23 protein-coding genes are annotated in these 25,682 nt (G+C 73.5%); 1 reads left to right on the top strand and 22 read right to left on the bottom strand.

Going from position 1 to position 25,682, the window contains the following annotated elements; translation table 11 throughout:
• Positions 1-1,202 precede the first annotated feature (1,202 nt).
• The 16 genes from dprA to proS form a co-directional block, all read right to left on the bottom strand.
• Positions 1,203-2,405 carry a DNA-processing protein DprA gene (dprA, locus tag ACIQBJ_RS26525; RefSeq protein WP_400715379.1) on the bottom strand — a complete coding sequence of 401 codons (1,203 nt, stop codon included), beginning with the start codon at positions 2,403-2,405 and terminating at the stop codon, positions 1,203-1,205.
• Positions 2,406-2,760: 355 nt separating this feature from the next.
• Positions 2,761-4,413 carry a YifB family Mg chelatase-like AAA ATPase gene (locus ACIQBJ_RS26530; protein WP_400715381.1) on the bottom strand — a complete coding sequence of 551 codons (1,653 nt, stop codon included), beginning with the start codon at positions 4,411-4,413 and terminating at the stop codon, positions 2,761-2,763.
• A 1-nt stretch (position 4,414) separates the two neighbouring features.
• Positions 4,415-4,915 carry a YraN family protein gene (locus tag ACIQBJ_RS26535; RefSeq protein WP_400715383.1) on the bottom strand — a complete coding sequence of 167 codons (501 nt, stop codon included), beginning with the start codon at positions 4,913-4,915 and terminating at the stop codon, positions 4,415-4,417.
• A gap of 224 nt (positions 4,916-5,139) precedes the next feature.
• Positions 5,140-5,466 carry a DUF2469 domain-containing protein gene (locus tag ACIQBJ_RS26540; protein WP_014138274.1) on the bottom strand — a complete coding sequence of 109 codons (327 nt, stop codon included), beginning with the start codon at positions 5,464-5,466 and terminating at the stop codon, positions 5,140-5,142.
• Positions 5,467-5,522: 56 nt separating this feature from the next.
• A complete protein-coding gene (locus tag ACIQBJ_RS26545) occupies positions 5,523-6,008 on the bottom strand; it encodes an NUDIX hydrolase (protein ID WP_400715385.1) in 486 nt (161 codons plus the stop codon).
• A gap of 85 nt (positions 6,009-6,093) precedes the next feature.
• A complete protein-coding gene (gene lepB, locus ACIQBJ_RS26550; RefSeq protein ID WP_400715387.1) occupies positions 6,094-6,780 on the bottom strand; it encodes a signal peptidase I in 687 nt (228 codons plus the stop codon).
• Positions 6,781-7,007: 227 nt separating this feature from the next.
• Entirely contained in the window at positions 7,008-7,910 is a 903-nt protein-coding gene (gene lepB / locus ACIQBJ_RS26555) for a signal peptidase I (RefSeq protein WP_400715818.1), read from the bottom strand.
• Positions 7,911-8,124: 214 nt separating this feature from the next.
• Positions 8,125-9,129 (bottom strand): signal peptidase I, encoded by a 1,005-nt coding sequence (gene lepB, locus ACIQBJ_RS26560; RefSeq protein ID WP_400715389.1) that lies wholly within the window; start codon positions 9,127-9,129, stop codon positions 8,125-8,127.
• Positions 9,130-9,283: 154 nt separating this feature from the next.
• Entirely contained in the window at positions 9,284-10,210 is a 927-nt protein-coding gene (lepB, locus tag ACIQBJ_RS26565; RefSeq protein ID WP_400715391.1) for a signal peptidase I, read from the bottom strand.
• A 65-nt stretch (positions 10,211-10,275) separates the two neighbouring features.
• On the bottom strand, positions 10,276-10,626 hold the full coding sequence (gene rplS / locus ACIQBJ_RS26570; RefSeq protein WP_014138268.1) for a 50S ribosomal protein L19: 351 nt from the start codon (positions 10,624-10,626) through the stop codon (positions 10,276-10,278).
• A gap of 155 nt (positions 10,627-10,781) precedes the next feature.
• The gene (trmD, locus tag ACIQBJ_RS26575) at positions 10,782-11,612 is read right to left on the bottom strand and encodes a tRNA (guanosine(37)-N1)-methyltransferase TrmD (protein ID WP_400715394.1); all 831 of its coding nucleotides are present in this window, start codon (positions 11,610-11,612) and stop codon (positions 10,782-10,784) included.
• 5 nt (positions 11,613-11,617) lie between these two features.
• Positions 11,618-12,172, bottom strand: a complete 555-nt coding sequence (rimM, locus tag ACIQBJ_RS26580; RefSeq protein WP_400715396.1) for a ribosome maturation factor RimM — start codon at positions 12,170-12,172, stop codon at positions 11,618-11,620.
• A gap of 189 nt (positions 12,173-12,361) precedes the next feature.
• The gene (locus ACIQBJ_RS26585) at positions 12,362-12,601 is read right to left on the bottom strand and encodes an RNA-binding protein (protein WP_030458813.1); all 240 of its coding nucleotides are present in this window, start codon (positions 12,599-12,601) and stop codon (positions 12,362-12,364) included.
• Between the two features lie 2 nt (positions 12,602-12,603).
• Positions 12,604-13,032 carry a 30S ribosomal protein S16 gene (rpsP, locus tag ACIQBJ_RS26590; protein WP_400715399.1) on the bottom strand — a complete coding sequence of 143 codons (429 nt, stop codon included), beginning with the start codon at positions 13,030-13,032 and terminating at the stop codon, positions 12,604-12,606.
• Positions 13,033-13,386: 354 nt separating this feature from the next.
• The gene (locus ACIQBJ_RS26595; protein WP_400715401.1) at positions 13,387-13,965 is read right to left on the bottom strand and encodes a hypothetical protein; all 579 of its coding nucleotides are present in this window, start codon (positions 13,963-13,965) and stop codon (positions 13,387-13,389) included.
• A gap of 443 nt (positions 13,966-14,408) precedes the next feature.
• Complete coding sequence (gene proS, locus ACIQBJ_RS26600; RefSeq protein ID WP_400715403.1) at positions 14,409-15,821, bottom strand: proline--tRNA ligase; 1,413 nt, start codon at positions 15,819-15,821, stop codon at positions 14,409-14,411.
• A 247-nt stretch (positions 15,822-16,068) separates the two neighbouring features.
• Between proS and ACIQBJ_RS26605 the strand changes: the two genes are divergently transcribed.
• The gene (locus ACIQBJ_RS26605; protein WP_400715405.1) at positions 16,069-16,884 is read left to right on the top strand and encodes a class I SAM-dependent methyltransferase; all 816 of its coding nucleotides are present in this window, start codon (positions 16,069-16,071) and stop codon (positions 16,882-16,884) included.
• 36 nt (positions 16,885-16,920) lie between these two features.
• Here ACIQBJ_RS26605 and ftsH read toward each other — a convergent pair whose 3' ends face one another.
• The 6 genes from ftsH to ACIQBJ_RS26635 all read right to left on the bottom strand — a co-directional run bounded on the left by ftsH (position 16,921) and on the right by ACIQBJ_RS26635 (position 25,560).
• Positions 16,921-18,828 carry an ATP-dependent zinc metalloprotease FtsH gene (gene ftsH / locus ACIQBJ_RS26610; protein ID WP_400715407.1) on the bottom strand — a complete coding sequence of 636 codons (1,908 nt, stop codon included), beginning with the start codon at positions 18,826-18,828 and terminating at the stop codon, positions 16,921-16,923.
• A 69-nt stretch (positions 18,829-18,897) separates the two neighbouring features.
• The gene (locus tag ACIQBJ_RS26615; protein ID WP_400715409.1) at positions 18,898-19,422 is read right to left on the bottom strand and encodes a GNAT family N-acetyltransferase; all 525 of its coding nucleotides are present in this window, start codon (positions 19,420-19,422) and stop codon (positions 18,898-18,900) included.
• Between the two features lie 185 nt (positions 19,423-19,607).
• Complete coding sequence (ffh, locus tag ACIQBJ_RS26620) at positions 19,608-21,167, bottom strand: signal recognition particle protein (RefSeq protein WP_400715411.1); 1,560 nt, start codon at positions 21,165-21,167, stop codon at positions 19,608-19,610.
• A gap of 158 nt (positions 21,168-21,325) precedes the next feature.
• Positions 21,326-23,767, bottom strand: coding sequence for a [protein-PII] uridylyltransferase (locus ACIQBJ_RS26625; protein ID WP_400715413.1), 2,442 nt, complete (start codon positions 23,765-23,767; stop codon positions 21,326-21,328).
• 129 nt (positions 23,768-23,896) lie between these two features.
• Positions 23,897-24,235 carry a P-II family nitrogen regulator gene (locus ACIQBJ_RS26630; RefSeq protein WP_400715415.1) on the bottom strand — a complete coding sequence of 113 codons (339 nt, stop codon included), beginning with the start codon at positions 24,233-24,235 and terminating at the stop codon, positions 23,897-23,899.
• The gene (locus tag ACIQBJ_RS26635; RefSeq protein ID WP_400715417.1) at positions 24,232-25,560 is read right to left on the bottom strand and encodes an ammonium transporter; all 1,329 of its coding nucleotides are present in this window, start codon (positions 25,558-25,560) and stop codon (positions 24,232-24,234) included. Before ACIQBJ_RS26635 ends, ACIQBJ_RS26630 begins: the two co-directional genes overlap by 4 nt.
• Positions 25,561-25,682: the final 122 nt, after the last annotated feature.

The following is a 25,682-nucleotide window of genomic DNA, read 5'->3' on the forward strand; positions in this document are numbered from 1 at the left end:
GAGGACGTCCAGGTGCCTGGGCCCGCCGGACCGGTGGCCGTCGGCCTGTTCGGGTCGACGGGCCCGGCCGGGGGCGGGGCGGTGGGCGCCGGTCGAGGGACCGTCGGCGGCACGGGTACCGCCGACGGCCGGGCCTGGTCGCGCCCCGCGGCTCGCGCCGGGGGTTCCGGCGTACGTGCCGACGGCGGACCGCCCGCCTGCCTGCGGACCTGCGGACTGCGCGCCGCCGTCTCCTTGCCCTTGGCCCGCGCACCCCGCTCGGCCCGGCCGCGTGCCGGGCGCTGCCCCGGGGAGGTCGTCCCCGTCGCGGCTTGGCCCGACTGCTGCCTGACCCCGTCCGGGGCCCCGCGCTCCGGCTCCGGAACGGCACCGACCGGACCGCCGTCGACGGCGCTCTCCGGGGCACCGCCCGGAGCAGGACGATCACCGGCCGGGGCACCGCGGGGCACCCGGCCCGGCCGGAGCGCGGGCGCGGTCTCGCCCTCGCCCGACCGGACCTTGGCCGTGGCCCCCGGAGGCGCCGCCTGTGGGCAGGGCAGCACCTGCGCGGGCCGGTCGACCGGTGGCTGCGCCAAGGACTGGCGCCCCGGGGCCGGCCGGGCCTCCTGGCTCTGCGAAGCCGGGGGGTACGGGAGGGGCGGGTACGGGAGAGGCGGAGAGGGAACGGGACGGGCCGGGAACTGTGGGGTCGCGGCCGGGGGGGTGCCCGGCCTCGTCATTCCCACGACTCCCGAGGGCCTGGCCCGCCACTCCGCGGCGTTGCGGGTCTCGGCCCCCGTCCCGTCCGGGGACCGACCGTCACCGGTCATCCTGTGTCCGGGAATGTGAGTGGGCATGCGTTGGTCTGCGCCGTTCTGCCGAGTCATGTGCTGATAGGGACGCCATAAGCGAGCGTAGCGTGACCGAGTCGCTGCACAGCGCTACCGCCACTCGGGCGTCGCCCGATCCGGTGGCAGCAAAGGGCTCCGTCGGCGCGTCGCGGCCGAACCGCTGACCGGCCGTCAGTCGGGTGTCCCCGTTCGGCCCGCCGACCAGCGCGGACCTCCGCCACCACCGCCGCCCGGCCGGACGCATGCGCAGCGCCGGGTCGCCCGCCCGGGTCGACCGCCACCGGTCGCGCTCTCAACTCACCTGGGGGTCCTCCGGGTTGACCGGGTGACCCGTTCGGTCGGCCAGTGCTGTCCGGCCCTGCTCGGATGTGATCATTTGCGTCGTACCAGCCTCCAGTGCGCTCCGTGCCGTTCGACGAACCCGAGCGAGCTGAGCTCGTGCAGGTGGTGGACGGTGGCTTCCTCGGAGAGCGCGGCGTACTGGGCGAGTCGTCGGACCGGCGCGCCGTCGGCGCTCGCGGGGACGGCTTCCAGGACACGCGCCACCGGTGGTTCCAGCGCGTCGCGCGGCAGGATCGGTCCGACCCGCTCCGGTGCCAGGTCGGCGCCGATGGAGCCGACCAGTTCACCCACTTCGGCACCGTTGGTGACCATGGTCGCGGCGCCGCTCCGGAGCAAGGTGTGCACGCCGGCGGAGAGTTCGGAGGTGACCGGGCCGGGGATGCCCATGGTGTGCCGGTTCAGGTCCCTGGCGCGGCGGGCGGTGCTGAGGGCCCCGCTGCGCGGTGCGGCCTCTACCACCACCGTGCCGCGGGTGAGCGCGGCTATCACCCGGTTGCGGAGCACGAACCGGAATCGGGTCGGGTTCATCCCCAGGGCGAGTTCGCTCACCAGCAGGCCCGCACCGGCGATCCGTTCGATCAGCGCTTCGTTCCCGCGCGGGTAGCAGATGTCGACTCCGCTGGCGAGCACCGCGATCGTCATCCCGTTGACCGCGAGCGCCCCGAGGTGGGCCGCGGTGTCGACCCCGTAGGCCGCCCCGGAGACCACCACCCATCCGCGCTCGGCGAGCTCCGACCCCAGGTGGCCGGCGACGTGTCGGCCGTAGCCGGTGCAGGCCCGCGATCCGACGACGGCGACCGAGCGCAGCGCGAGCAGGCGCAGGGAGGGCAGCCGCGGTGTGGACCGGCCGCGGACCCACAGCCCGACCGGGCGGCTGTCGCCGAGGTCGTCGAGCTGGGAGGGCCAGTCGATGTCGCCCGGAATGATGAACCTTCCGCCGAGCCTGGCGATCCGCTCCAGGTCGACGGCCGGGTTGAACTTTCGCAGTCTCTCCTGGTAGGCGGCGATCCGGTCGGCGCCGAGGCCCAGCCGGTCCGGTGGCGCTCCCTCGCGGATCCCCTGCACCAGCCGCGCCGCGCCGAGGCGTTGGACGGAACGTCCGACGGCGGCGTCGCCGGGTTCGATGAGCCGGGTGAGCGCGGCCCGGGCCACCCGCTCGGAATCGGGCGGGCCGGGGCGGGCGTCGGCCTCGGCCCACTTGGTGGGCCGCTCGGGGCGCTGTTCGCTCCGCACCGCTTCTGGGCGAGCCCCCGCGTGCGTCCGTGCCGGTGCCGGGGCGGCGTCCGGTGGTTGGTGCGGCCGGTGCAGCGCGGGTGGACCGGCTCCGCGGATCAGCCGGTGGAGCAGCTCTCCGTCGTGGTCCGCAGCCGGGTGGCCGTCGGGCGGGCGCGGTGACGGATGCCGGGTGGGAGCGGTTCGGCCGTCGGCTGCGGGCCGACCGGTGTGCTCGCGGGAATCGGGGCAGGCGGTCATGGGAACTCCTGGCGGACAGGGGCGTACGGGGTACGGGCGGCTGCGCGCTTTCCCGTTCGCCGCGCGAACGGGCGGGTGTCGCAGGGGTGGTGGCGGTCCAACAGCTGAGCCCGGGTCAGTACTCGCCTCCCAGGTCGGTGTCGACGTCGTAGTAGGGGTCGGCCCGGCGGTCGGTCGGGTGGGTGGCGCGTTGGACGCCGGTGCGGAGCACCAGCGCCGTCCTGATGTCGCTGCGGTCGGGGCGGTCCCGCCCGGCGAGGTCGGCGACCGTCCAGGCCACCCGCAGGACGCGGTCGAGGCCGCGGGCGGTGAGCAGGCCGCGGTCGAGGTCACGTTCGGCGTCGGCGAGCGAACCTGGTGCGAGTTGCCACCGCGTGCGCAGTTCGTGCCCAGGCACTTCGGCGTTGGTCCGCCACGGGGTGTCGGCGAGGCGAGCTGCGGCTCGTGCGCGGGCCTCCTTGACCCGCTCGGCGACAGTGGCCGTGCTCTCGGCCTTTCCGCCCTGCTGCATCAGCTCGGCCTTGGTGACCCCGGTGACCTGCACCTGGAGGTCCACCCTGTCCAGCAGCGGACCGGACAGCCTGGCCTGGTAGCGGTTGACCATGACGGGTGTGCATTCGCATCCTTCTCCTCTCAGCGAGTAGCGGCCGCAGGGGCAGGGGTTGGCGGCCAGGCAGAGCAGGAAGCGGGCGGGGAGCCGCATCGCGCCCGCGGCCCTGGCGATCATCACCTCCCCCGACTCCAGGGGTTGGCGCAGCGCGTCGAGCACCCTGGTCTGGAACTCCGGTGCTTCGTCGAGGAACAGGACACCTCGGTGGGCCAGGGAGACGGCGCCGGGTCTGGGCAGGCCCGTCCCGCCGCCGACGATGGCGGGCATGGTGGTCGAGTGGTGCGGGGCGCAGTACGGCGGGTTGTCGATCAGCGGCCGGTCGGGCGGGAGCAGGCCGGCCACGGAGTGGATCGCGGTCACTTCGAGGGCCTCGGTCGGAGTGAGCGCCGGGAGCAGGGCGGGGAGCCGTTCGGCCAGCATGGTCTTGCCGGCCCCGGGCGGGCCCTTGAGGTACAGGTGGTGGCCGCCCGCCGCGGCGATCTCCAGGGCCCGGCGGGCTTCGTGCTGCCCCGCGACGTCGGCGAGGTCGGGGCGACCCACCTGTCCGGACATCACGTCGCGGACGCCGAGTCCGGGCAGCAGCAGTCCGGCGAACGAGGAGTCGGGGCGGCCGGTGGTCGGGTCGGACGGTTCGTCGGGGACGGGGGCGTTGGTGAGGATCGCGATGAGCTGGCGCAGGCTGCGCACGCCGAGGACGGAGACACCGGGCACCAACTCTGCCTCGGCGGCGGTCTGTTCGGCGACCACGATCTGCCGGTAGCCGGCTTCGGCGGCGGCGAGCACGGCGGGCAGGACGCCGCGCACCGGGCGCACGCGGCCGTCGAGCCCGAGCTCGCCGATGATCAGCAGGCCGTCGATCGACGCGGGGTCGAGCCGTTCGGCGGCGGCCAGGACGGCGCAGGCCACCGCCAGGTCGTACCCGCTGCCGCTCTTGGGCACGGAGGCGGGGGTGAGGCCCACGGTGAGTTTGCGCAGCGGCCATTTCTCGCCGCTGTTGGAGACGGCGGCGCGGACGCGGTCACGGGCTTCGAGGAGGGCCTTGTCGGCGAGGCCCACCAGGCTGAAGGCGGCGAGGCCGGGTTCGAGGTCCGCCTGGACCTCGACCACGACTCCGTCCACTCCGACCAGGGCGACCGAGCAGGTGCGGGCGAAGGCCATCTCACATCGCCCCGCGCAGGTGCTCGACCTCGGCGGCGCCCTTGCGGCGGTTGACCACCGCGACCAGGTCGATCCGGACGCCGCCGGGCGGTGGCGGCGCGGGGCCGCCGGCCGACGCTCCGGGCGGCGGTTCGGTCTCCCCGGGCGGCGGCTCGGCCGGGCCGGCCCGGCCGGTCGGGTCCGCCTGCTCGACGGCGAGCACCAGACGGGAGAAGTGGACCGGCCAGCGCTCGGCGAGCCACCGCTCGGCCAGGCGGCGCAGCCGGTCGGCCTTGGTCTGGTCGATGGCCTCGGACGGCTGCTGGAAACCGTGCTCGGACCTGGTCTTGACCTCGCACACGGCGAGGGTGTCCCCGTCCAGGGCGACGATGTCCAGCTCGCCCTCGGCGCAGCGCCAGTTGCGCTCCAGGATGCACAGCCCGCCCTCGGCGAGCCGACGGGCGGCGACCTCCTCGCCGTAGCGACCGAGACCGCTGGTGGAAATCTTGTGGGGATTCTGCACGGCAATCACCTCCGGTCGGAAGGTTGCCGTCGCAGCCCGCGGGCAGGCCAGTGAAATCCTCAGCCTGTGGATAACCCGGGCCTGTGGATAAATTGGCTCACTCGTTCGAGCGACAAATCAAAAAATGCGCTGGGCAGCCGTCGGCCGCGCCGTCCAGTCTCGGTGGCCCGGGCAGCATGCTCCCAGGTCACCGCAGCCGGCGGCGGCCGGGCGGGGTGGAGCGGTCAGTTCCCGAACCCGGAATCGTCCGAGGGCAGCTCGAGGTCGCTCTTGGCGAGTTCCTCGATGTTCACGTCCTTGAAAGTCAGCACGCGTACCTTCCGAACGAACCGGGCCGGTCGGTACATGTCCCAGACCCAGGCATCCGCCATCGACACCTCGAAGAAAACCTCGCCCTGCACCGAGTGCACCTGGAGGTCGTAGTCGTTCGTCAGATAGAAGCGCCGCTCGGTCTCGATCACGTACTTGAACAGGCCGACGACATCCCGGTACTCCCGGTAGAGCTTGAGCTCCATCTCGGTCTCGTACTTCTCGAGGTCTTCGGCACTCATTCCAAGCGTCCCCTCACTCGTCACGTCCACCCCATTGTGGACCACCGGACCCGTGCTCAGAGCCTTACTGGCGGTTCTGGCGGCCCTTCGGTGAGAACCCGGCCCACCAGCGCGCCCAGTTCGCGGGGGTGGACGGTCTCCCCGGTGCGCCCCAACTCGTCCGCGGTCCACCAGCGGGCGCCCAGCAGCAGCGCATGCTCGTCGTCCGCCGCGCCCTCCGCCAACGCCACCTCGGCCCGTCCGATCCGGGCCAGGTGGAACCACTGCTCCTGCTCGTAGTCCCGTCCCCGGAAGGAGAACTGCACCGTGCCGTACGCGATCAGCGGTCCCCACTCCACGCCCACCAGCCCGACCTCCTCGGCCAGCTCGCGCCGCGCCGCCCCGATCGGGCTCTCGCCCGGCTCGATGCCGCCGCCCGGGGTGATCCACCACTCCGTCCCCGGCACGGCCGGGTCGGCGCCGCGCAGCAGCAGGACACGGCCGTCCGGGTCCAGCAGCACCACGCGCACGGCCCTGCGCCGTTCGACCATCGCCCTGCTCACCTCCCTCCGCCGGCTCCGTACGCCCCTGCGGGCCGCCCTCGGCCTCCGGCCGGCAGCGGGCCGGGGCGTCCCGACGGCTCCCGGGTCAGGGCTTCCGCCGCCCGCCCAGCCGCCGGGTCAGCGAGACCACCCAGCCGACCGCGGAGGCGAGCACGATCAGCACGGCCCCGCCGACCGAGGTCCAGGCTGCCGGCACCAGCGGACCGGGCCGGTGCGCGCCCGGCGCGCCCAGGTCGTCGAAGGCCGCGGTGCGCTGCTTCAGCCCGGCCCGGGACATCGGCTGGACGACCGCCTCGACCCGCGCCTTCACCCCGGAGGCCGGGACGGTGCCGAAGGCCACGTCGAGGTGGCTGCGCGAGTCCATCGAGTTGCCGCGGAAGTCGCCGAGCAGGAACAGCCGGTCCTCGGGCACGGTCACCGAGAAAGCGGTGGCCACCACCTTCGCGGGCTCCAGGTACGGCTCGGCCACCGGCTTGCCGTTGACCGTGATCCGTCCGGCGGCGTCGCCGGAGACGGTGTCGCCGCCGACCGCGGCGACGCGTTTCACCAGGGTCGCGTTGCCCCAGTCCTGGTCCTGGAAGACCACGATGTCACCGCGTCCGGCCGATCCCCCGCCGGTCCGGGCGAGCACGGTGTCGCCGGTCTCCAGGGTCGGGCTCATCGAGCCGGTGGGGATCTTGTAGGGCCGGTACTGGACGGCCAGCACGGCGAAGCCGCCGACCAGCATCACGAAACCGAGCGCGATCACCACGCCCTGGACGATCGACGCCACGCTCCGACGGGGGCCCGGCCCGGTCCCGGTCCGCGCTGTCCGCTCCGCGACGCTGCTCATCGGCTCAGCCCTCTCCTGACGCTCACGCGCTCGGGTCGAGCGCTCGCGGCCCGCCCGCCGGTCGCCGTCCGGGGCTGGACAGCAGCGCGGGCCGTGGCACGTGCGAGCAGATTACTCACGAGTACCACGGCCCGCGCAAGAGTCGTTCGCGGCCGGTTCGCCACCGATCAGCGGCGGCGCCTGCGCACCCACCACGCGAGCGGAGCGGTCAGGGCGGCTCCGGCAAGCGGCGGAGCGAGCGGCCCGCCCGCCGCGAGGCCCTTCTGGTCGAAGGTGTCCGGGACGGGCAGCGTCGCCCAGTCGCCGATCGGCCAGGCCACCACGAAGGCACGGCCGACGACGTTCCCGTTGGGAACGGTGCCGCCACCGGGCTGGTCCATGTGGTACCGCGAGTCCAGGGAGTTGCCCCGGTGGTCGCCCATCACCCAGATCCGGCCGTCGGGCACCTTCAGCGGGCCGAACGGCTTCTCCCCGCACGGGGTGTTGCCGGGGAAGATGTACGGCTCGTCGAGCGCGATGCCGTTCACCTTGACGGGGCCCGAGCCCTGGCACTCGACGGTGTCGCCGCCGACCGCGATGACGCGCTTGATCAGGTCCTTCTCGTTGCTGGACGGCATCAGCCCGATGAAGCTGAACACGTCCTGGACGCCGCGCATGAAGGAGTTGTCGGAACGCTGGGTCGGCTCGTCGTTCAGCCAGCCGCCCGGGTCCTTGAAGACCACGACCTCCCCGCGCTCCGGCTCCGAGCCGAACCAGGGGGTGAGCTTGTCGACCAGGACGCGGTCACCGACCTGGAGCGTGTTCTCCATCGAGCCCGAGGGAATCGAGAACGCCTGGACGAAGAAGGTCTTGATCACCAGCGCCAGGACCAGGGCGATGCCGATCAGGATCGGCAGTTCCTTCCAGAACGAGCGCTGCTTGGGCGCCCGGCCGGCAGTGGCCGACCCCTCGTCGGTCGTCTCCTCCGCCTCGGCGCCCCGAACGGCGTCGCCGTCCCCGGCCTGCGCCCCTTGGTCGCCCACCGGTTCCCCGTCGGGCTCCGGAGCACCTGAGCGGGCACCGATCACCAGATCCCCCACGACATCTCCTCCCTGCTGTGCGGACGCCCGTGCGCCCGCGCTCACCAGTGCCGCACAGCGGGCACCACATTCTGCGATCGACCGAAAACCCGCCTCTGGCTTGCCCGGGAGGGGCACGCCCGACACCAGGCCGGAACCGAGCACTTCAGCACTTCTCTATCACTCCCGGTCGGCCCAGCCGTGCCTCCACGCGCCGACCGGCCCGTCAGTCGCCCACCGGCCCGCCTCCAGGACGCGGCTTCCGCCGCCGGACGAAGACCGGAAGGACGCCCAACACACCCATAACGAGTGGGGGTTCCGCAGGAATCGGCCTGTCGGCCGTGGATCGTGACGCCTGCTCCGGCAATGAGGAGAGTGAATCCGGCACACCGAGTTGACCGAAGTGGGAGAGCGGCCAGGCCACCACGAAGGCCCTGCCCACCACGTTCGCCACCGGAATCGTCCCGGCGCCCGGATTGCCCATGTGGTAGCGGGAGTCGGCGGAGAGGTCGCGGTGGTCCCCCATCACCCACAGCCGCCCCTGAGGCACCGTCACCTTGAAGGTGATCCGCGAGGGGGAGTTCCCGGCCGCGATGTACGGCTCGTCCAGCGGGGTGCCGTTCACGCTGACCCGGCCCTTGTCGTCGCAGCACTCGACGGTGTCGCCGCCCACGCCGATGACCCGCTTGATCAAGTCCCGTTCGTTGTCGGAGGGAAGGAGCCCCACCGCGGAGAACACCGACTTCGTCCGCCGCAGGACGGGCCCGTCGGTGGACGGCTTGTGGTCGTTCTCCAGCCATCCGCCCGGGTCCTTGAAGACCACCACCTCGCCACGGCTCGGCTCGGCCCCGAACCACGGCGTGAGCTTGTCCACCACGACCCGGTCGCCGATCCGCAGGGTCTGTTCCATCGAACCGGAGGGAATCACGAACACCTGGAGCAGGAAGGTCTTCAGCACCACCGCGATGACCAGCGCCACCAGCACGACCACCGGCAGCTCGCGCAGGAAGGAGCGCCGACTGCGGCGGGCGGCCCGCTTCGCGGACCGGCGCCGGTCCGCGCGCCCCCGCCCGGGCCGATCCCCGGCACCGCCCCCTCCCCCGTTCCCTCCCCCGTCACCGGTGCCGTCACCGGCGCCGCCGAGCGCATCAACCGCATCGACCGCACTGGAGACACCGGAGGCACGGGAGACACCGGCGGTGGCATCGGCGACGCCGTCCGCCCCGGGCACGTACACCGACTCGAACTCCGGGGCGGCAGCGGACCCGAAGGCGGCACCGGATTCGGGGCCGAAGTCGGGGTCCACGCCGGAGTGGGCGGCGCGCGTGCGCCGGGAGCGGCCCGCTGTCGCGGGGCCGGCTATGCCGTCGGCGGAGTCCCGGGGTCTACCTCTGCTCCCCATGGCCACCTGTCCCCTCGATCGCGGCGAACGCCGCCGGCCGGTCGAGCGAGGACGCCCGGCCGAGGGGGAACAGGACCCAGGAAGCCCGTCCGATCACCCTGTCCTCGGGGACGGCACCACCGCCGGGTTCGCCGAGGTGGTCACGGGAGTCGCGGGAGGCACTGCGGTGGTCGCCCATCACCCACAACTTCCCGGTAGGAACCACGATGTCGAACGGTACCGCCGACGGCGCGTCGCCGGGGAACAGATAGGCGCTCTCGTCCAGCGGCACGCCGTTGACCCGGAGCCGGCCGTCGGTGCCGCAGCAGGTGACCCGGTCGCCGCCCAGGCCGATGACCCGCTTCACGTAGACCGTGTCGCCGCCCGGGGCGAGCCCCGCCTGCGTCAACAGGTGGCGCAGGCCGGTCGGTTCGTCCTGGTAGGGCAGGAAGGAGCCGATGCCGTCGAAGACCACCACGTCGCCCCGCTGCGGGCGGTCGCCGAAGGAGTACGCGAGCTGGTCGACCAGGACGCGGTCGCCGGGCTCCAGCGTCCCCTCCATCGACCCGGAGGGCACCCCGAAGGGCCGCGCCACGAAGGCGTTCACCAGCAGCAGGACCACCACGCAGACCGCGCCGATCCACAGCAGGTCCCTCGACCACCGCCGCCCAGCGGCCGCCGGCTCCGGTTCGGCCCCGGCATCGCCCTCCGCCTCGGCAGCAGCGCCAGCACCGGACGCGGCACCGGCACCGGCGTCAACGCCCGGCTCCGCACCGGCACCGGACGCGGCGTCAGCTCCCGCCGCACCCCCGCGGCCGGGGTCGGGGTCGGCCCGGTCGGGCCCGGAAACGCCGACGGACCGCGCCGGTGATTCCGTACCCGTGGGTGCGGAACCGCCGTCGCGGTCCGTCAGTGGCTCGTGCGTGCTCATCGGGGGTGAGCTTATCCTCCCGGTCAGTACCGGGAGGAGGGCCGACCCCCGTCAAGCGTGCGCGATCACGCGTCGCGCTTCTCCTTGATCTTCGCGGCCTTGCCGCGGAGGTCGCGCAGGTAGTACAGCTTGGCGCGGCGGACCGCACCCCGGGTCACGACCTCGATCTTCTCGACGACCGGGGTGTGCACCGGGAAGGTGCGCTCGACGCCGACGTTGAAGCTGACCTTGCGGACGGTGAAGGTCTCACCGATGCCGGCGCCGTGACGACGGATGACGACGCCCTGGAAGACCTGGACGCGCGAGCGGCTGCCTTCGATGACTCGGACGTGCACCTTGAGGGTGTCGCCGGGGCGGAAGGCGGGGATGTCAGTACGCAGCGAGGCCGCGTCGACAGCAGCGAGCTTGTTGCTCATCGTTGCTCTCCATCGCAGGCGCCACGGGCCGCCCACGGAAGTTCGATTCAACTGGGTGGTGCTGCGGGCCGCTTCGGCTGACGGTGAGCCCCCCGTGGCGGGGGCACCGGTCCACTGACCCCCACGACGGGAGCCGGGCGACAGACAACAGTCGCCTATTGTTCCACAGGGTCGGCCACGGACCGAAATCGGCCGGCGGTCTCGTCCCAGGCCAGGCCGAGCACGCTGAGGGCCTCGCGCTCCTTCTTGCTGAACGCCTCGCGCTGCCAGCGGTCCACCAGGTCGGGCCGGTGGGCGAGGGTCCGGGCGAAGGCCTGCTCGCGCCGCCACTGGGCGATCTTCCCGTGGTGGCCGCTGAGCAGGATCTCCGGCACCTCGCGGCCGCGCCACTCGGCGGGCTTGGTGTACACCGGGCCCTCCAGCAGGTCGGCCATCGCGCCGGGAGCGAAGGAGTCGTCCCGGTGCGACTCGGCGTTGCCGAGCACGCCGGGCAGCAGCCGGGCGATCGCCTCGACCATCACCAGCACGGCGACCTCGCCGCCGGCCAGCACGTAGTCGCCGATGGAGGCTTCGACCACGGGCATCCGGGTCGCGGCCTCCTCGATGACGCGACGGTCGATGCCCTCGTAGCGGGCGGGCGCGAAGGCCAGCCACGGGCGGGCGGCCAGGTCCTGGGCGAGCTCCTGGGTGAAGGGGCGTCCGCTGGGGGTCGGCACCACCAGGGTGGGCACCTCGCCCACCGTTCCGCTCTCCGCCCCGGCGGCGAGCACGGCGTCCAGCGCGGCACCCCACGGCTCGGGCTTCATCACCATGCCGGGGCCGCCGCCGTAGGGGGTGTCGTCCACGGTGCGGTGGATGTCGGTGGTCCACTGGCGCAGGTCGTGCAGGTGCACGTCGAGCTGGCCGCGGGCGCGGGCCTTGCCGACCAGCGAGACGTTCAGCGGCTCCAGGTACTCGGGGAAGATCGTGACGACGTCGATCCGCATGTCACTCACTCCGCCGCGCCCCCGTCCGGGTCGGCGGCACCGGTGGTCTCGACGGGGTCGATCAGGCCGGGCGGCGGGGTGATCACGGCGCGCTGCTCGTCCAGGTCGATGACGGGGACGATCTGCTCGACGAACGGGACCAGCACCTCGGTGCCGTCGGGGCGCACGACGGTGAGCAGGTCCTGGTAGGGGAGGTGGACCACCTCGGTGAGCTCGCCGACCGGGGTGCCGTCGGTCAGGACGACGTCCAGGCCGATCAGCTGGTGGTCGTAGTACTCGTCGGGATCGTCGGGGACCTCGTCCGGGTCGACCTCGGCGATCAGGAAGGTGCCGCGCAGCGCCTCGGCGGCGGTGCGGTCCTTGACGCCGGCGAAGCGCAGCAGCAGGCGTCCGCTGTGCACCTTGCCGCTCTCGACGGTCAGCGGTCCGATGGCGGCGGGGTCGGTGAGGAGGACCGCGCCGGGCCCGAGCCGCAGCTCCGGCTCGTCGGTGCGGACCTCGACGCTGACGTCCCCTCGGATGCCGTGGGCGCGGCCGATCTTGCCGACGACGAGCTGCACGGTGATCGTTCTCCTGAGACAGATGCAGACAGTGATGAAGGCTGATGAGGGCTGATGAGGATTGGAGCCCGGGAGGAGGCGGAGCCGGGAGAAGCGCCGCGGGAACGGCAAGGACCGGCCGGGACGGATGCGTCCCGGCCGGTCCTGGAAACCCGGTGGCCGACCTGATGGCGGTCGGCGGTCGAGGAGTCAGCGAAGGCTGTCCGCGTCGACCAGATCGACCCGGACGTTGCGACCGCCGAGGGCGCCGACCACGGTGCGCAGTGCGCGTGCCGTACGGCCGCCCCGGCCGATCACCTTGCCGAGGTCGTCGGGGTGCACCCGCACCTCGATGGTGTGACCGCGGCGCAGGTTGCGCGAGCGGACCTGCACCTCGTCGGGGTGCTCGACGATGCCCTTCACCAGGTGGTCGAGGGCTTCCTCGATCATGCTCAGGCCTCGGTGGAAGCGGCCTCGGCCTCGTCAGCCTTGTCCGCCTTCTTGGCCTTCGGGGTGATGGCGACACCGGTGGTGGCGTCCTCGAAGCCGGCGACGGCCTTGGCGAACAGGTGCGAGAAGTCCTCGACCTTGGGCTCCGCGACCTTCAGCGGCTCCGGAGCCGGCAGGCCCTTGAACTTCTGCCAGTCGCCGGTCAGCTTGAGGATGGCGAGGACGGGCTCGGTCGGCTGGGCGCCGACGGACAGCCAGTACTGGGCGCGCTCGCCGTCGACCTCGATCTTCGAGGGGTTGTAGGTCGGCTGGTAGACGCCGATCTCCTCGATCGCGCGGCCGTCACGCTTGGTGCGCGAGTCGGCGACGACGATGCGGTAGTGCGGGGAGCGGATCTTGCCCAGACGCTTCAGCTTGATCTTGACAGCCACGGCTGTGGTTTCTCCTGTGTCTTGACTGGTCTTGACGTGGGTGAGCAGCGCTCCGCCGCGTGGGGCTGCGGCGCGAGGTGCCGATCAGTGGACACGCCAGCCTCAAGGAGAGAGGGTCCTGCTTGGCTGCCGAGTACTCAGCTGTCCATTCTGCCACACCGCCCGGATCCCCCGGACCGCGCCCCCGCACGGCACGGCAGGACCCACCGGTGTCTTCGGGCCGCTCGGGCCCGGTCGGCAGCTGTACACGACGAGCTGTACGACCCAACAGGATTCGACGTCGACCGCCCCGCCCCGGATCGGGGTCGGCCGACCGTGCGAACCGGACCGCGGGCACCCCGCCCGCGACCCGGTTCAGGCGATCTTGAACGGCTGCTGGCAGGCGCCGCAGACGATGGAGGCCTGCGCCAGCACGGACGGGACCACGCGGACGTTGCGACCGCAGCCGCACACCGCCTTGACCCGGACGCCGCCGCCCGAGGAGCCGTGCCTGGCGGCCGGCCCGCGGAACGCGCGGTGGTTGCCCTCGCCGGCGACGGCGAGCTGGTGCGCCCCGAGCGCGCGGTCGAGACGTTCGATCGTCCCGGCGTAGCGGTCGCGGGTCTCGTGACCCATCGTCACCTGGGAGAAGCCGCTGCTGGCGTGCGGCTCGACCGGGTGGGCCAGGCCCAGCTCGGAGGCGAGCAGCAGGAAGCGCCGGTTGTGGTAGCGGCCGGCCCGCGAGGTGTCGCGGATCTCCCGGGCGGCGGCGAGGCCGTGGGCGGCTTCGTGCAGCAGTCGCTCGAAGTTGAGCTGGGTGCCGCAGGCCGATGAGGACTCGCCGATCAACGCCTCGGGAGAGGCCAGGTCCGGCAGGTCCAGGTGGTGGGCCTGGATGTCGCTCCAGGCGGCGGCCAGTTCGGCCGCGAGGACGAGGGGCTGTGTCGTGCTCACGCTGTACCAACGATGGGGTGAGAGCCGATGTTCCGGCGGGTTCCGTTGTTCGGGAATTCCCAGCGAACTCTCAGGAATGCATGTCCGCGCGCGATGTGCGCGGCTCCGATCTGACGCAAGACCAACCCCCTGCACGTTTGGACCCGACGGGTTTCGCCGGGCACTCGGCACCCGTCGCGGAGCCCAACATCCCCACGGCGGACGGCCCGCGACCTGTCCGAAAATTGACAGGGCCACGGGCCGTACACCGTACCGCTTGTGGACCACCCCGGGGAGTTGACTGGTCAGTAGTCTCAATTTCCAGTACGTGAACGGGGGTTCCGGAATTGCCCGGAACCCCCGTTTCTCCCGCAGTTCGGCGCGGCGCGCGCACCGGGCACCCGGATTCCGCTGCCCGCCCCTCGGACGGGCCGCCCCCGGAGGGGCCGGCGGGTGCGGTCGGATCAGTACGCGCGGGCGACCAGGGCGAGGTTGCCGGGCTGGTCGTCGGCGGCCGGAACGGTGCCGTCCGCGGCGACGATGCAGCGCACCGACACGCCCTGCTCGGCCAACTTGGCCTCGCCCTCGGGGCCGAGGTCGGCCCAGGAGATCCGGCCCCAGCCGGTGGCGGCGGCCTCGACGGCCTCGTCGATGCTCTTGACGTCCACGGTGCGGGACTCGCGGCGCTCGCGGGACTCGCGCAGCAGCTGCGCCTGGTCCTCCTCCAGGATGCCGGGGACGATCGCGGCCAGGGAGTCGACCTGGACCGGCTCCTTGCCGCCGGCGATCCGGCGGACCAGCATCGCGGTGCCGGCCTCCAGGTCGCGCGGGCCGACCTCGATCCGCAGCGGGACACCCTTGAGCTCCCAGTCGACGGCGCGGCGGCCGAACGGGGTGTCGGTGCGGTCGTCGACCACCACGCGCACGCCCGCCGCCTCCAGCGCGGCGCCGATCTCGCGGACCTTCGCCAGCACGGCGTCCTCGCCCTTGATGGCGAGCACCACGGCCTGGACGGCGGCGAGCCGCGGCGGCACGCGCAGGCCGTTGTCGTCGCCGTGGGACATGATCAGGCCGCCGACCATGCGGGTGGAGACGCCCCAGGAGGTCTGCCAGACGTACTCGCGCTCGGCGCCCTGCAGCTGGTAGGTGGTGTTGAACGCCTTGGCGAAGTTCTGGCCCAGTTCGTGGCTGGTGCCCATCTGCAGCGCCTTGCCGTCGCCCATCATGCCTTCGAGCGTGAGGGTGTTGATGGCACCGGCGAAGCGCTCCCTGGCGGTCTTCCGGCCGAGCACCACGTCGATGCCGAGCACGTTGGTCATGAAGTCGCCGTACACGTCGGTGTGGATCAGCGAGGCGTAGTCGCGGGCGTCCTCGTAGGTGGCGTGGGCGGTGTGGCCCTCCTGCCAGAGGAACTCGGTGGTGCGCAGGAAGACGCGCGGGCGCAGCTCCCAACGGACCACGTTGGCCCACTGGTTGATCAGCAGCGGCAGGTCGCGGTGGCTCTGCACCCACTTGGAGAAGTACTCGTTGATGATCGTCTCGGAGGTGGGCCGGACCACGACCGGCTCGTCCAGTTCCTTGCCGCCGCCGTGGGTGACCACCGCGAGCTCGGGGGCGAAGCCCTCGACGTGCTCGGCCTCCTTGGTCAGGTAGGACTGCGGGATGAACATCGGGAAGTAGGCGTTCTGGGCGCCCGCCTTCTTGATCCGCGCGTCCATCTCCTGCTGCATCCGCTCCCACAGGCCGTAGCCGTACGGTCGGATGACCATGGTGCCGCGCACCGGACCGTTGTCGGCCAGCTCGGCCTTGTTGATGAGGTCCTGGTACCAGCGGGGGAAGTCTTCCGCCTGGGGGGTGAGAACGGGTGCCTTAGCCATGGGCCGAATGGTACGGAAAACCGGGCCCGGACCGTGAATCCGGGTCACCCGCCCCGCGGACCCGGAGGCCCCGGGCGACCGGACCGCGCCGCGCCCGCGCACACCCCGGGGCGCACACCCGCGGCGCACGGATACCTGCTCGCACCCCTCTGGACGGGGCGGGCCGCCCGCTGTTCGCTGGAGGAGGGGCCGGGGGGCCGGGCTGCGGGTGCCGCAGCCGATTCCGAGGACCGAATGGGAGGCCGCGATGGCTTCGGCGCAGATGATCGGCAGCACCGTGGACCGGGTCCGGACCGACCCGACGGCGGTGCGGCGCGGTCGGGCGCGGGACTGGGCGGAGATCCAGGAGCGCATGCTCGTGCCCCTCTACCTGGACGTTTACCGCCGGCTGGAGGTCGGCGCGGCCACCAGCCTGCTCGGGGTCGGCTGCCGTTCGGGGCTGGCGCTGCTGCTGGCCGAGGGGCGCGGCGCGCAGGTCGCGGGGGTGGAGGCGGACGGCGAGCTGCGGGCGCTGGCGCAGGCCCGCGGACTGCAGGTGGGGTCCGCCGGGGCGGTCGGGGCGGTCGCCCGTTCGGCGCACCCCGTCCCCCGCCCGGCGCACTCCCTGGTGACGGTTTTCGAGCGGCCGCCGACGCCGGGGGCGGTCGCCCGGGCGGCGGAGCGGGTGCTGCCCGGCGGGCAGTTGGTGGTGGCGGCCTGGGGTCCGGCGGAGCGCTGCGAGAGCGCGGCGGTGCTGGCGGTGGCGGGGCGGCACGCCCCGTCGGAGGTGCCGGACCCGTTCGCGGCGGGCGTCCCGGGCGGGCTGGAGGCGCTGCTGGCCGCCGCCGGGACGCGGCCGGTCGGCGGCGGGGCGGTGGGCTGCCCGTTCGCCTACGCGGGCCTGGACTCGGCGGTCCGCGGCCTGCTCTCCACCGGCCTGTTCGACCGGGCGGAGCGGGCCGCGGGCCCGGTGCTGCTGGCCAAGGAGCTGGAGGAGGCGCTGCACCCGTACCTGCGCCCGGACGGCTCGGTGCGGATGGTGAACGTGTTCCGCTGGGCGGTCGGCACCCGCCCGCGGGTCTGACCCGCCCGCGCCCGCGGACTCCCCCGGAGGCCCCGGTCAGGAGCGGCTGAGCCCGGCCGCGGCGTACGCGGCGTCCTCGTCCAGGGTCTCGGCCTCCAGCAGGGCGGCGGCCAGCGCGTCGAGGCGGTCCCGGTGCCGGTGCAGCAGGGCGACGGCCTCGTCCCAGCACTCGGCGACGATCCGGCGGGCCTCCTCGTCGACGGCGTCCAGCGTGGTGGGCGCGGCGGCCAGGCCGTACGGGGACTGGCCGTCGTCGGGGATGGCGGTGACCTTGCCGACCCGTTCGCTCATGCCCCAGCGGCCGGCCATCGCGCGGGCGATGGTGGTGAGCTGTTCGAGGTCGTTCTCGGCGCCGGTGGTGACCACGCCGTACACCACCTGCTCGGCGGCCATCCCGCCGAGCGCGCCGATGATCCGGCCGCGCAGGTAGGGCTCGGTGTAGGAGTAGCGGTCGGTGTCGGGGGTGGAGAGGGTGACGCCGAGGGCGCGGCCGCGCGGCACGATGGTGATCTTGCGGACCGGGTCGGCACCGGGCTGGAGCATGCCGAGCAGGGCGTGCCCGGACTCGTGGAAGGCGGTCCGCTCGCGTTCCTCCTTGGGCATCACCAGGGGCCGGACGGCGCCGAGTTGGACCTTCTCCAGGGCTTCGGAGAGGTTCTCCTGGTCGACCGCGTCCTGCTTGCGCTTGACCGCGAGCAGCGCGGCCTCGTTGACCAGGTTGGCCAGGTCGGCGCCGGTCATGCCGGGGGTGGTGCGGGCGACGGTGTCCAGGTCGGTGCCCTCGGCGAGCGGCACCTGCCGGGTGTGGATGCGGAGGATCTGCTCGCGGCCGGAGCGGTCCGGCGGGCTGACGGTGATCCGGCGGTCGAACCGGCCGGGGCGCAGCAGGGCGGGGTCGAGGATCTCGGCCCGGTTGGTCGCGGCGATCACGATGACGCCCTCGGAGCCGGAGAAGCCGTCCATCTCGGTGAGGATCTGGTTGAGGGTCTGCTCGCGCTCGTCGTGGCCGCCCATGCCGCCACCGCCGCCGCGCTGGCGGCCGATGGTGTCGATCTCGTCGATGAAGACGATCGCGGGGGCGACCTTGCGGGCCTCGGCGAAGAGTTCGCGGACCCGGCTGGCGCCGACGCCGACGATCATCTCGATGAACTCGGAGGCGGAGGCGGAGAAGAACGGCACGTCGGCCTCGCCGGCCACGGCGCGGGCCAGCAGGGTCTTGCCGGTGCCGGGCGGGCCGGAGAGCAGGACGCCGCGCGGCATCTTGGCGCCGAGCCGCCGGTACGCCTGGGGGTTCTTCAGGAAGTCGACCACCTCGCTGAGTTCGGCCTCGACCTCGTCGATGCCCGCGACGTCCTTGAAGGTGGTGCGCCGCCCCTGGCTGGTGTCGACCGGCTTGGGCGGGGCCTTGCGGCCGAGCGCGCCGCCGCCGAGGCCGCCGGAGGACATCCGGCGGGCCAGCAGCACCCAGACGCCGATCAGCAGCAGCATCGGGGCCAGCGAGATCAGCAGGTTGGCGAGGAAGCTGCGCTGCTGGACGACCGGGCTGGCCGTCACCTCGACGTTCTGCGCCTGCAGGGTGCCCCAGATGTTGTCGTTGGCGAACGCCGGGCGCTGGGTGGTGAAGTCGGTGTAGTCGCCCTTGCCGTCGTCGGGCTTGGGCTGCTTGTTCTTGAGCGTGCCCTCGATGGCGTCGCCCTTGGAGTAGATCTTGGTGATGTTGCCGCCGTTGAGCTGCTTGGTGAACTCGGTGTACGAGATCGTGGTCGACCCGCCGTTGCCGAAGAAGCTCAGCAGCAGGTCGGACAGCAGGAACACCACCAGCGCGGTGAGGATCAGCCCGGTCCAGCCGCCGGGCATCTTCCGCTTGGGCGGCGGCGGGGGCGGGGCCCCCTCGGAGCGCCAGGGCTGGTCGGGGGTCTGGCGCGGCGGCACGGGGTTGCTCACCCGTCGGACAATACGGACATTCCACCGGCGTGCCGGTGCGCAACGCCGCCGCGCGGCCGCCCCGGTCGCTCAGCCGGCGGGCGTCGGCCACTCCTCCGCGGTCAGCGCGAAGCGCTCGTGGTCGCGCCAGGCGTCCTGCAGGAACAGCATCCGCGGGGTGAGGCCCTCGTGCCGGAACCCCAGCCGCCGGGCCATCGCCACCGAGCGCTCGTTGGCCGGCTGCACGTTGATCTCCAGCCGGTGCAGGCCCAGCCCGCCCAGCACGGCCGGCGTGAAGCAGCGCTCCACCACCAGCCGCATGCCCTCCGTCATCCGCCCGGTGCCGACGAACGGCACGTACGCGTCGTAGCCGAGCACGCCGTTGCAGAACCGGGCCATCACGATGTTCGCCACGTTGCACTTGCCGACCAGGTGGCCGGTCTCGGTGTCCACGATCAGGAAGGTCCGCAGGCCGGCGCCCTGACGGCTCAACAGGTCCGGCAGCCCGTCCGGCTCCACCGGGTTCCAGACCCCGATGTGCGCGGCGGAGCGGCGCACCGCCTCGGCGTAGGGGACGACGTCATCGGGGCGGGGGGCTCGGATCGTCACGCGCATGGGGGACATCATCGCGCACGGAGCGGACGGGCCGCCGACGCGCAGCCGACGGGCGACGGCGCGCGGCGGCGGGACGGGCGACGGCGCATGGTGGCGGACGAGCAGCGGCGCGCGGCGCCACCGGCCGCCCGGGGGACGGTGGGTGGGGCCGCGCGCCGCTGACGGTGCGTCGGGAGCGCCTGCCGCTACAGCAGGTCCTTGAACTCCTTGGGCAGGTCGAAGTCGGCCGGGCCCTGGCCCGCGCCGAGGCCGAACGCGCTGCCCGGCTGGGCCGCCTGGCCCGGGCCGAGGGCGCGCCGCTCGGCGGCCGCCGCCTCCTCCTGGGCCCGCTTCAGCGGGTTGCCGCTCTTGCGCTTGCCCTTGGCCTGCGGGGCCTTCTTCGCGGACTTCTTCGCGCCGCCGCCCATCCCGGGGATGCCCGGCATGCCGGGGATGCCCTTGCCGGAGGCCATCGCGGACATCATCTTGCGGGCCTCGAAGAACCGCTCGACCAGGCCGGAGACCTCGCCGACCTGGACGCCGGAGCCCTTGGCGATGCGCAGCCGGCGCGAGCCGTTGATCAGCTTGGGGTCGGACCGCTCGGCGGGCGTCATCGACTTGATGATCGCGCCGACCCGGTTGACGTCCTTGTCGTCGATGTTGTTGATCTGGTCCCGGATCTGGCCCATGCCGGGGAGCATCCCGAGCAGCTTGGAGATCGAGCCCATCTTCTGGACCTGCTCCAGCTGCGACAGGAAGTCGTCGAGCGTGAAGTCCTTGCCGCCGCCCTGCAGCTTGGCGGCCATCTTCTCGGCCTCGGCCTGCGAGAAGGTCTGCTCGGCCTTCTCGATCAGCGAGAGGACGTCGCCCATGCCGAGGATGCGCGAGGCCATCCGGTCGGGGTGGAAGGCGTCGAAGTCGTCGACCTTCTCGCCGTTGGAGGCGAACATGATCTGACGGCCGGTCACGTGCGCGACCGAGAGCGCGGCACCGCCGCGGGCGTCGCCGTCCAGCTTGGAGAGCACCACGCCGGTGAAGTCGACGCCCTCCAGGAAGGCCTGCGCGGTGGTGACCGCGTCCTGGCCGACCATGGCGTCGACCACGAACAGGACCTCGTCCGGGTCGATCGCGGCGCGGATGTCCGCGGCCTGCTGCATCAGCTCGGCGTCGATGCCGAGGCGGCCGGCGGTGTCGACGATGACGATGTCGTACTGCTTCTGCTTGGCGTACTCGATCGAGTCGCGGGCGACCTGCACCGGGTCGCCGACGCCGTTGCCGGGCTGCGGGCCGTAGAAGGCGACGCCGGCCCGCTCGGCGACCACGCCGAGCTGGGTGACGGCGTTGGGGCGCTGGAGGTCGCACGCGACCAGCAGCGGGGTGTGCTTCTGGGTCTTCAGCCAGTGGCCGAGCTTGCCGGCCAGGGTGGTCTTGCCCGCGCCCTGGAGACCGGCCAGCATGATCACGGTCGGGCCGGTCTTGGCGAACCGCAGGCGGCGGGTCTCGCCGCCGAGGATGCTGATCAGCTCCTCGTTGACGATCTTGATGATCTGCTGGGCCGGGTTCAGCGCGCCGGAGACCTCGGCGCCGAGCGCCCGGTCCTTGATCTGCTTGATGAACGCCCGGACCACGGGCAGCGCGACGTCCGCCTCCAGCAGGGCGATCCGGATCTCGCGCGTGGTGGCGTCGATGTCCGCCTCGCTGAGGCGGCCCTTGCCCCGGAGGTTCTTGAACGTCGCTGCGAGGCGGTCGGAGAGAGTGTCGAACACGTCGGTCGCGGGTCCCTTGCGGCATCGAGTACGGGTACGGTCGTCGCCCCCAAGGGTAGCCGTACCCCCGGTGGACGGAATGCGCCCCTGCGCGGACGGGCCGCGGACGGGCCGGGGAGCGGCCGCGCAGGGGCCTCGACCGGGCCGCGGGCGGCCGGTCAGCCCGCCTCCAGCGCCGTCCGGACCGCCCCCGCGACCTCCTCCGCCCGGGCCCGGTCCAGCGGGCGGCCGTCCGGCGAGGTGAGGTAGAAGGCGTCCACCGCCTCCGCGCCGAGGGTGGAGACGTGCGCGGTGCGCACCCGCACGCCCGCCCCGTCCAGTGCCCGGCCGATCCGGTGCAGCAGGCCCGGCGCGTCGTGCGCCCGGACCTCCAGCACGGTCGCCGACCGGGAGGCCGTGCCGGGGGCCACGGTGACCACCGGCGGCGGGGTGCTGATGCCCCGTCGGCGCGGCGCGGCGGCGTCCCGCTCGGCGAGCTTGCGGGCGACGTCCAGCGAGCCGTCCAGGGCGCGCCGCAGGTCGGCCCGGAGCCGGGCGGCGTCCGGCAGGTCGCCGTAGGCCGCGGCGACCGTCCAGGACAGCAGCAGCACCGGGCCGGCCCCGACCGGGTCGAGTTCGCGCAGGCCGGCCTGGCGGACCGTCAGGCGGTGCACCGCCAGCACCCCCGCCACGGTGCCCAGCAGGCCGGGGCGGTCCGGGATGGCCAGGGTCAGCTCGACGCCCATCGGCTCGCCGCCGCCGGGCTCGGCGGGCTCGGCGTGCGCGCTCAGGGCCAGCGCGGGCGCGCCGGTGCGGGCCGCCTCGACGGCCAGCCGCTCCTGGTCGGCGGTGGGGTCGGCGTCGACGGCGGCCGGCGGCGGGGCGTCGCCGGCCAGCCGGGCCGCGGTCCGCCCGACCAGCGTCTCGACCAGCGAGGCCCGCCAGCTCGACCAGGCGGCCGGGCCGGTGGCGGTGGCGTCGGCCTCGGTGAGGGCGTGCAGCAGCTCCAGGTGGGCCTGGCTGCCGACGATCCCGGCGATCAGGTCGGCGGTGGCCGGGTCGTCCGGGTCGCGCCGGGTCGCGGTGTCGACCAGCGTCAGGTGGTGGCGCACCAGCAGCGCCAGGGTGTCGGTGTCCGGCTTGTCGAAGCCCATCCGGACCGCCACGTCCCGGACGATCACCTCGCCGGCCTCCGAGTGGTCCCCGGGCCAGCCCTTGCCGAGGTCGTGCAGCAGGGCGGCGACCAGCAGCAGGTCGGGGCGGGCGGTGCGGCGGGTCATCGCGGCGGCCTTCACGGCCGTCTCGATCAGGTGCCGGTCCACCGTCCAGCGGTGCACGGCGTTGCGCTGCGGCCGGCAGCGGACCCGCTCCCAGTCCGGCAGCATCCGGCTGATCAGGCCCTCGGCCTCCAGCGCCTCCCAGACCGGCAGGCAGGCCTCCCCCGCGCCCAGCAGGGTGACCAGCTGCTCGCGGGCCTCGTCCGGCCACGGCACCGGCAGCGGCCCGGTCTCGGCGGCCAGTCGGCGCACCGTGGCGTACCCGACCGTCAGCCCGGCCTGGGCGGCCGCGGCGGCGGCCCGCAGCGGCAGCACCGGGTCGGCGGCGGGGCGGGCGGCCTGCGCCAGCACCGCCTCGCCGTCCTGCTCCACCACGCCCTCGGCGAGCGGGCGGCGCTCGGGCGCGTCGGGGCCGACGGGGGCCCGCCGGGAGCTGCCGAAGGAGAAGCGGGAGGCCCGCCGGACCGGGCGGGACCGGGCGGCCAGCACCCGCTCGACCGAGCGCCAGGTGACGTCGGAGGCGTAGGCGACGGTGCGGGCGGCCCGGTAGACCTGCCGCAGCAGGGTGTCGGCGTCGAGCACGCCGAGCCGCTCGGCGACCTGGTCCTGGTCGTGCAGGCCGAGCCGCTCGGTGGCCCGCCCGGTGGTCAGGTGCAGCGCGTCCCGGACGTCGGCGAGGGTCCGGGCGGCCTCCGCCAGGCCGTCCCGGGGGGCGTCGGCGAGCCAGGTGGCGGCGACGGCGTTCAACGCGACCAGGTCGCGCAGGCCGCCGCGGGCCTCCTTCAGGTCCGGCTCCAGCAGGAAGGACAGCTCGCCGTGCCGCTCGGCCCGGGCCCGGACCAGTGCGTGCAGCTCGGGCAGCCGCTCGGCGGCGGTGGCCCGCCAGTCGCCGAGCACGGCGGAGCGCAGGTCGGCGGTGAGCCGCTCGTCCCCGGCCAGGTGGCGGGCGTCGAGCAGGCCGAGCTGGGCCTTGAGGTCCTCGGCGGCGACCTTGCGGGCCTCGCCGGGGGTGCGGACGGCGTGGTCGAGCGCGACGCCGCTGTCCCAGACGGGGTACCAGATCCGCTCGGCCAGGCCCTCGGCGAGCGGGCCCTCGTGCAGCAGCAGGACGTCCAGGTCGCTGCGCGGGGAGAGCTCGCCGCGCCCGTAGCCGCCGACGGCGACCAGCGCGGTGCGGGCGGGGGCGCCGGCGGCCCGGTACAGGCCGGCCAGCCAGTCGTCGGTGAGCCGGGCCAGCGCGGTGCGGCGCTCCGGGCCGGTGAGCGCCGGGTCGGCCAGCAGGCGGGCGCGTTCGGCGGGGTGTCCGTGCTCGGCGGGGTCGGCGGCGGGGTCGGTGCTCGTCACGTCTGCTGCTCCCGGTGCGTGCTGGTGCCGGCGGGCGCCCCCGGCCGGTGCCGGCCGGATACGCCTTCGGCGGACCTGCCGCGTGGGCAGGTCCGCCAGGAGGTGAATGCTAGGTGGTCGGAGCGGGTGTCAGAGGGCGTCGGGGCCGCGTTCGCCGGTGCGGACCCGGACGGCGGTCTCGACCGGGACGGACCAGACCTTGCCGTCGCCGATCCGGCCGGTGCGGGCGGCCTTGACCACCACGTCGATCAGCTGCTCGACGTCCTCGTCCTCGGCGAGGAGTTCGATCCGGACCTTCGGCACCAGGTCGACGGTGTACTCGGCGCCCCGGTAGACCTCGGTGTGGCCGCGCTGGCGGCCGTAGCCGCTGGCCTCGGTGACGGTCAGCCCGTGCACCCCGAAGGCCTGCAGGGCCTCCTTGACCTCGTCGAGGCGGTGCGGCTTGATGACGGCGGTGATGAGCTTCATCGGGCCTCGACCTCGGTCTTCTCGGCGCTGACGGGGACGGTCGCGGGGGCGCTGACGGCGCGGGCCAGGCTGGCCCCGACGGCGGTGAAGTCGTAGGCGGACTCGGCGTGCTCGGCCTGGTCGATGCCGGAGACCTCGACCTCCTCGGAGACCCGGAAGCCGATCGTCTTCTGGATCGCCGTGCCCAGCAGCCAGGACAGGACGAAGGAGTAGACCAGGACCACGCCCACGCCCAGCGCCTGCTTGCCGAGCTGGTCGAACCCGCCGCCGTAGAACAGGCCGGACGCGGTCTGGCCGACGTGGCCGGTGGCGAAGAAGCCGATCAGCAGCGAGCCGATGATGCCGCCGACCAGGTGGACGCCGACCACGTCGAGCGAGTCGTCGAAGCCGAACCGGTACTTCAGGCTGATCGCGGCGGCGCAGGCCGCGCCGGCGATCAGGCCGATCGCGATCGAGCCGAGCGGGGAGACCGAGCCGCAGGCCGGGGTGATGGCGACCAGGCCGGCCACCGCGCCGGAGGCGGCGCCCAGGGTGGTGAACGCGCCGTGCTTGATCTTCTCGTAGGCGAGCCAGCCGAGGACGGCGGCGGCGGTGGCGACCTGGGTGTTGACGAAGGCCATGCCCGCGACGCCGTTGGCGGCCAGCGCCGAGCCCGCGTTGAAGCCGAACCAGCCGAACCAGAGCAGGCCGGAGCCGAGCATCACCAGCGGCAGGTTGTGCGGGCGCATCGGGTCCTTCTTGAAGCCGATCCGCTTGCCCAGCACCAGGGCCAGAGCCAGGCCGGCCGCGCCGGCGTTGATGTGCACCGCGGTGCCGCCGGCGAAGTCGATCACGCCGTTGCGGTCGCCGAGCCAGCCGCCGTTGCCGCCGTCGAAGAAGAACACCCAGTGCGCGACCGGGAAGTAGACGATCGTCACCCAGAGCGCCACGAACAGGCTCCAGGCCGCGAACTTCGCCCGGTCCGCGATCGCGCCGCTGATCAGCGCGGGGGTGATGATCGCGAACATCAGCTGGAAGGCGGCGAAGGCGGTGACCGGGATCGTCCCGGTGAGCGCGTTCAGGTCGATGCCGCGCATACCCAGGTAGTCGAGGTTGCCGATCAGGCCGGCCCCGGCGTCCGGCCCGAAGGCCAGCGTGTAGCCGTACAGGACCCAGAGCACCGTGACGATCGCCAGTGAGACGAAGCTCATCACCAGCATGTTGAGGGTGCTCTTGACCCTGACCATGCCTCCGTAGAAGAAGGCCAGGCCCGGGGTCATCACCATGACCAGGGCCGCACAGATGAACACAAAGGCGGTGTCGCCCGCGCTGAAGCCGTCCGGCATCGGCGTCTCCTCCGAGGTGGAAGCCGCTCCACGCCGGGACACCTGTCCCGTGCCATCCCGGCGTGTCGGCGATGAGAGGAGAGTGCCGAAGGCGGGTTTCGGCCGATGCGGCTCGGTGTTTC

Origin of the sequence: Kitasatospora sp. NPDC088391 (assembly GCF_044753345.1) — a bacterium.
In the GTDB taxonomy this organism is placed as follows: domain Bacteria; phylum Actinomycetota; class Actinomycetes; order Streptomycetales; family Streptomycetaceae; genus Kitasatospora.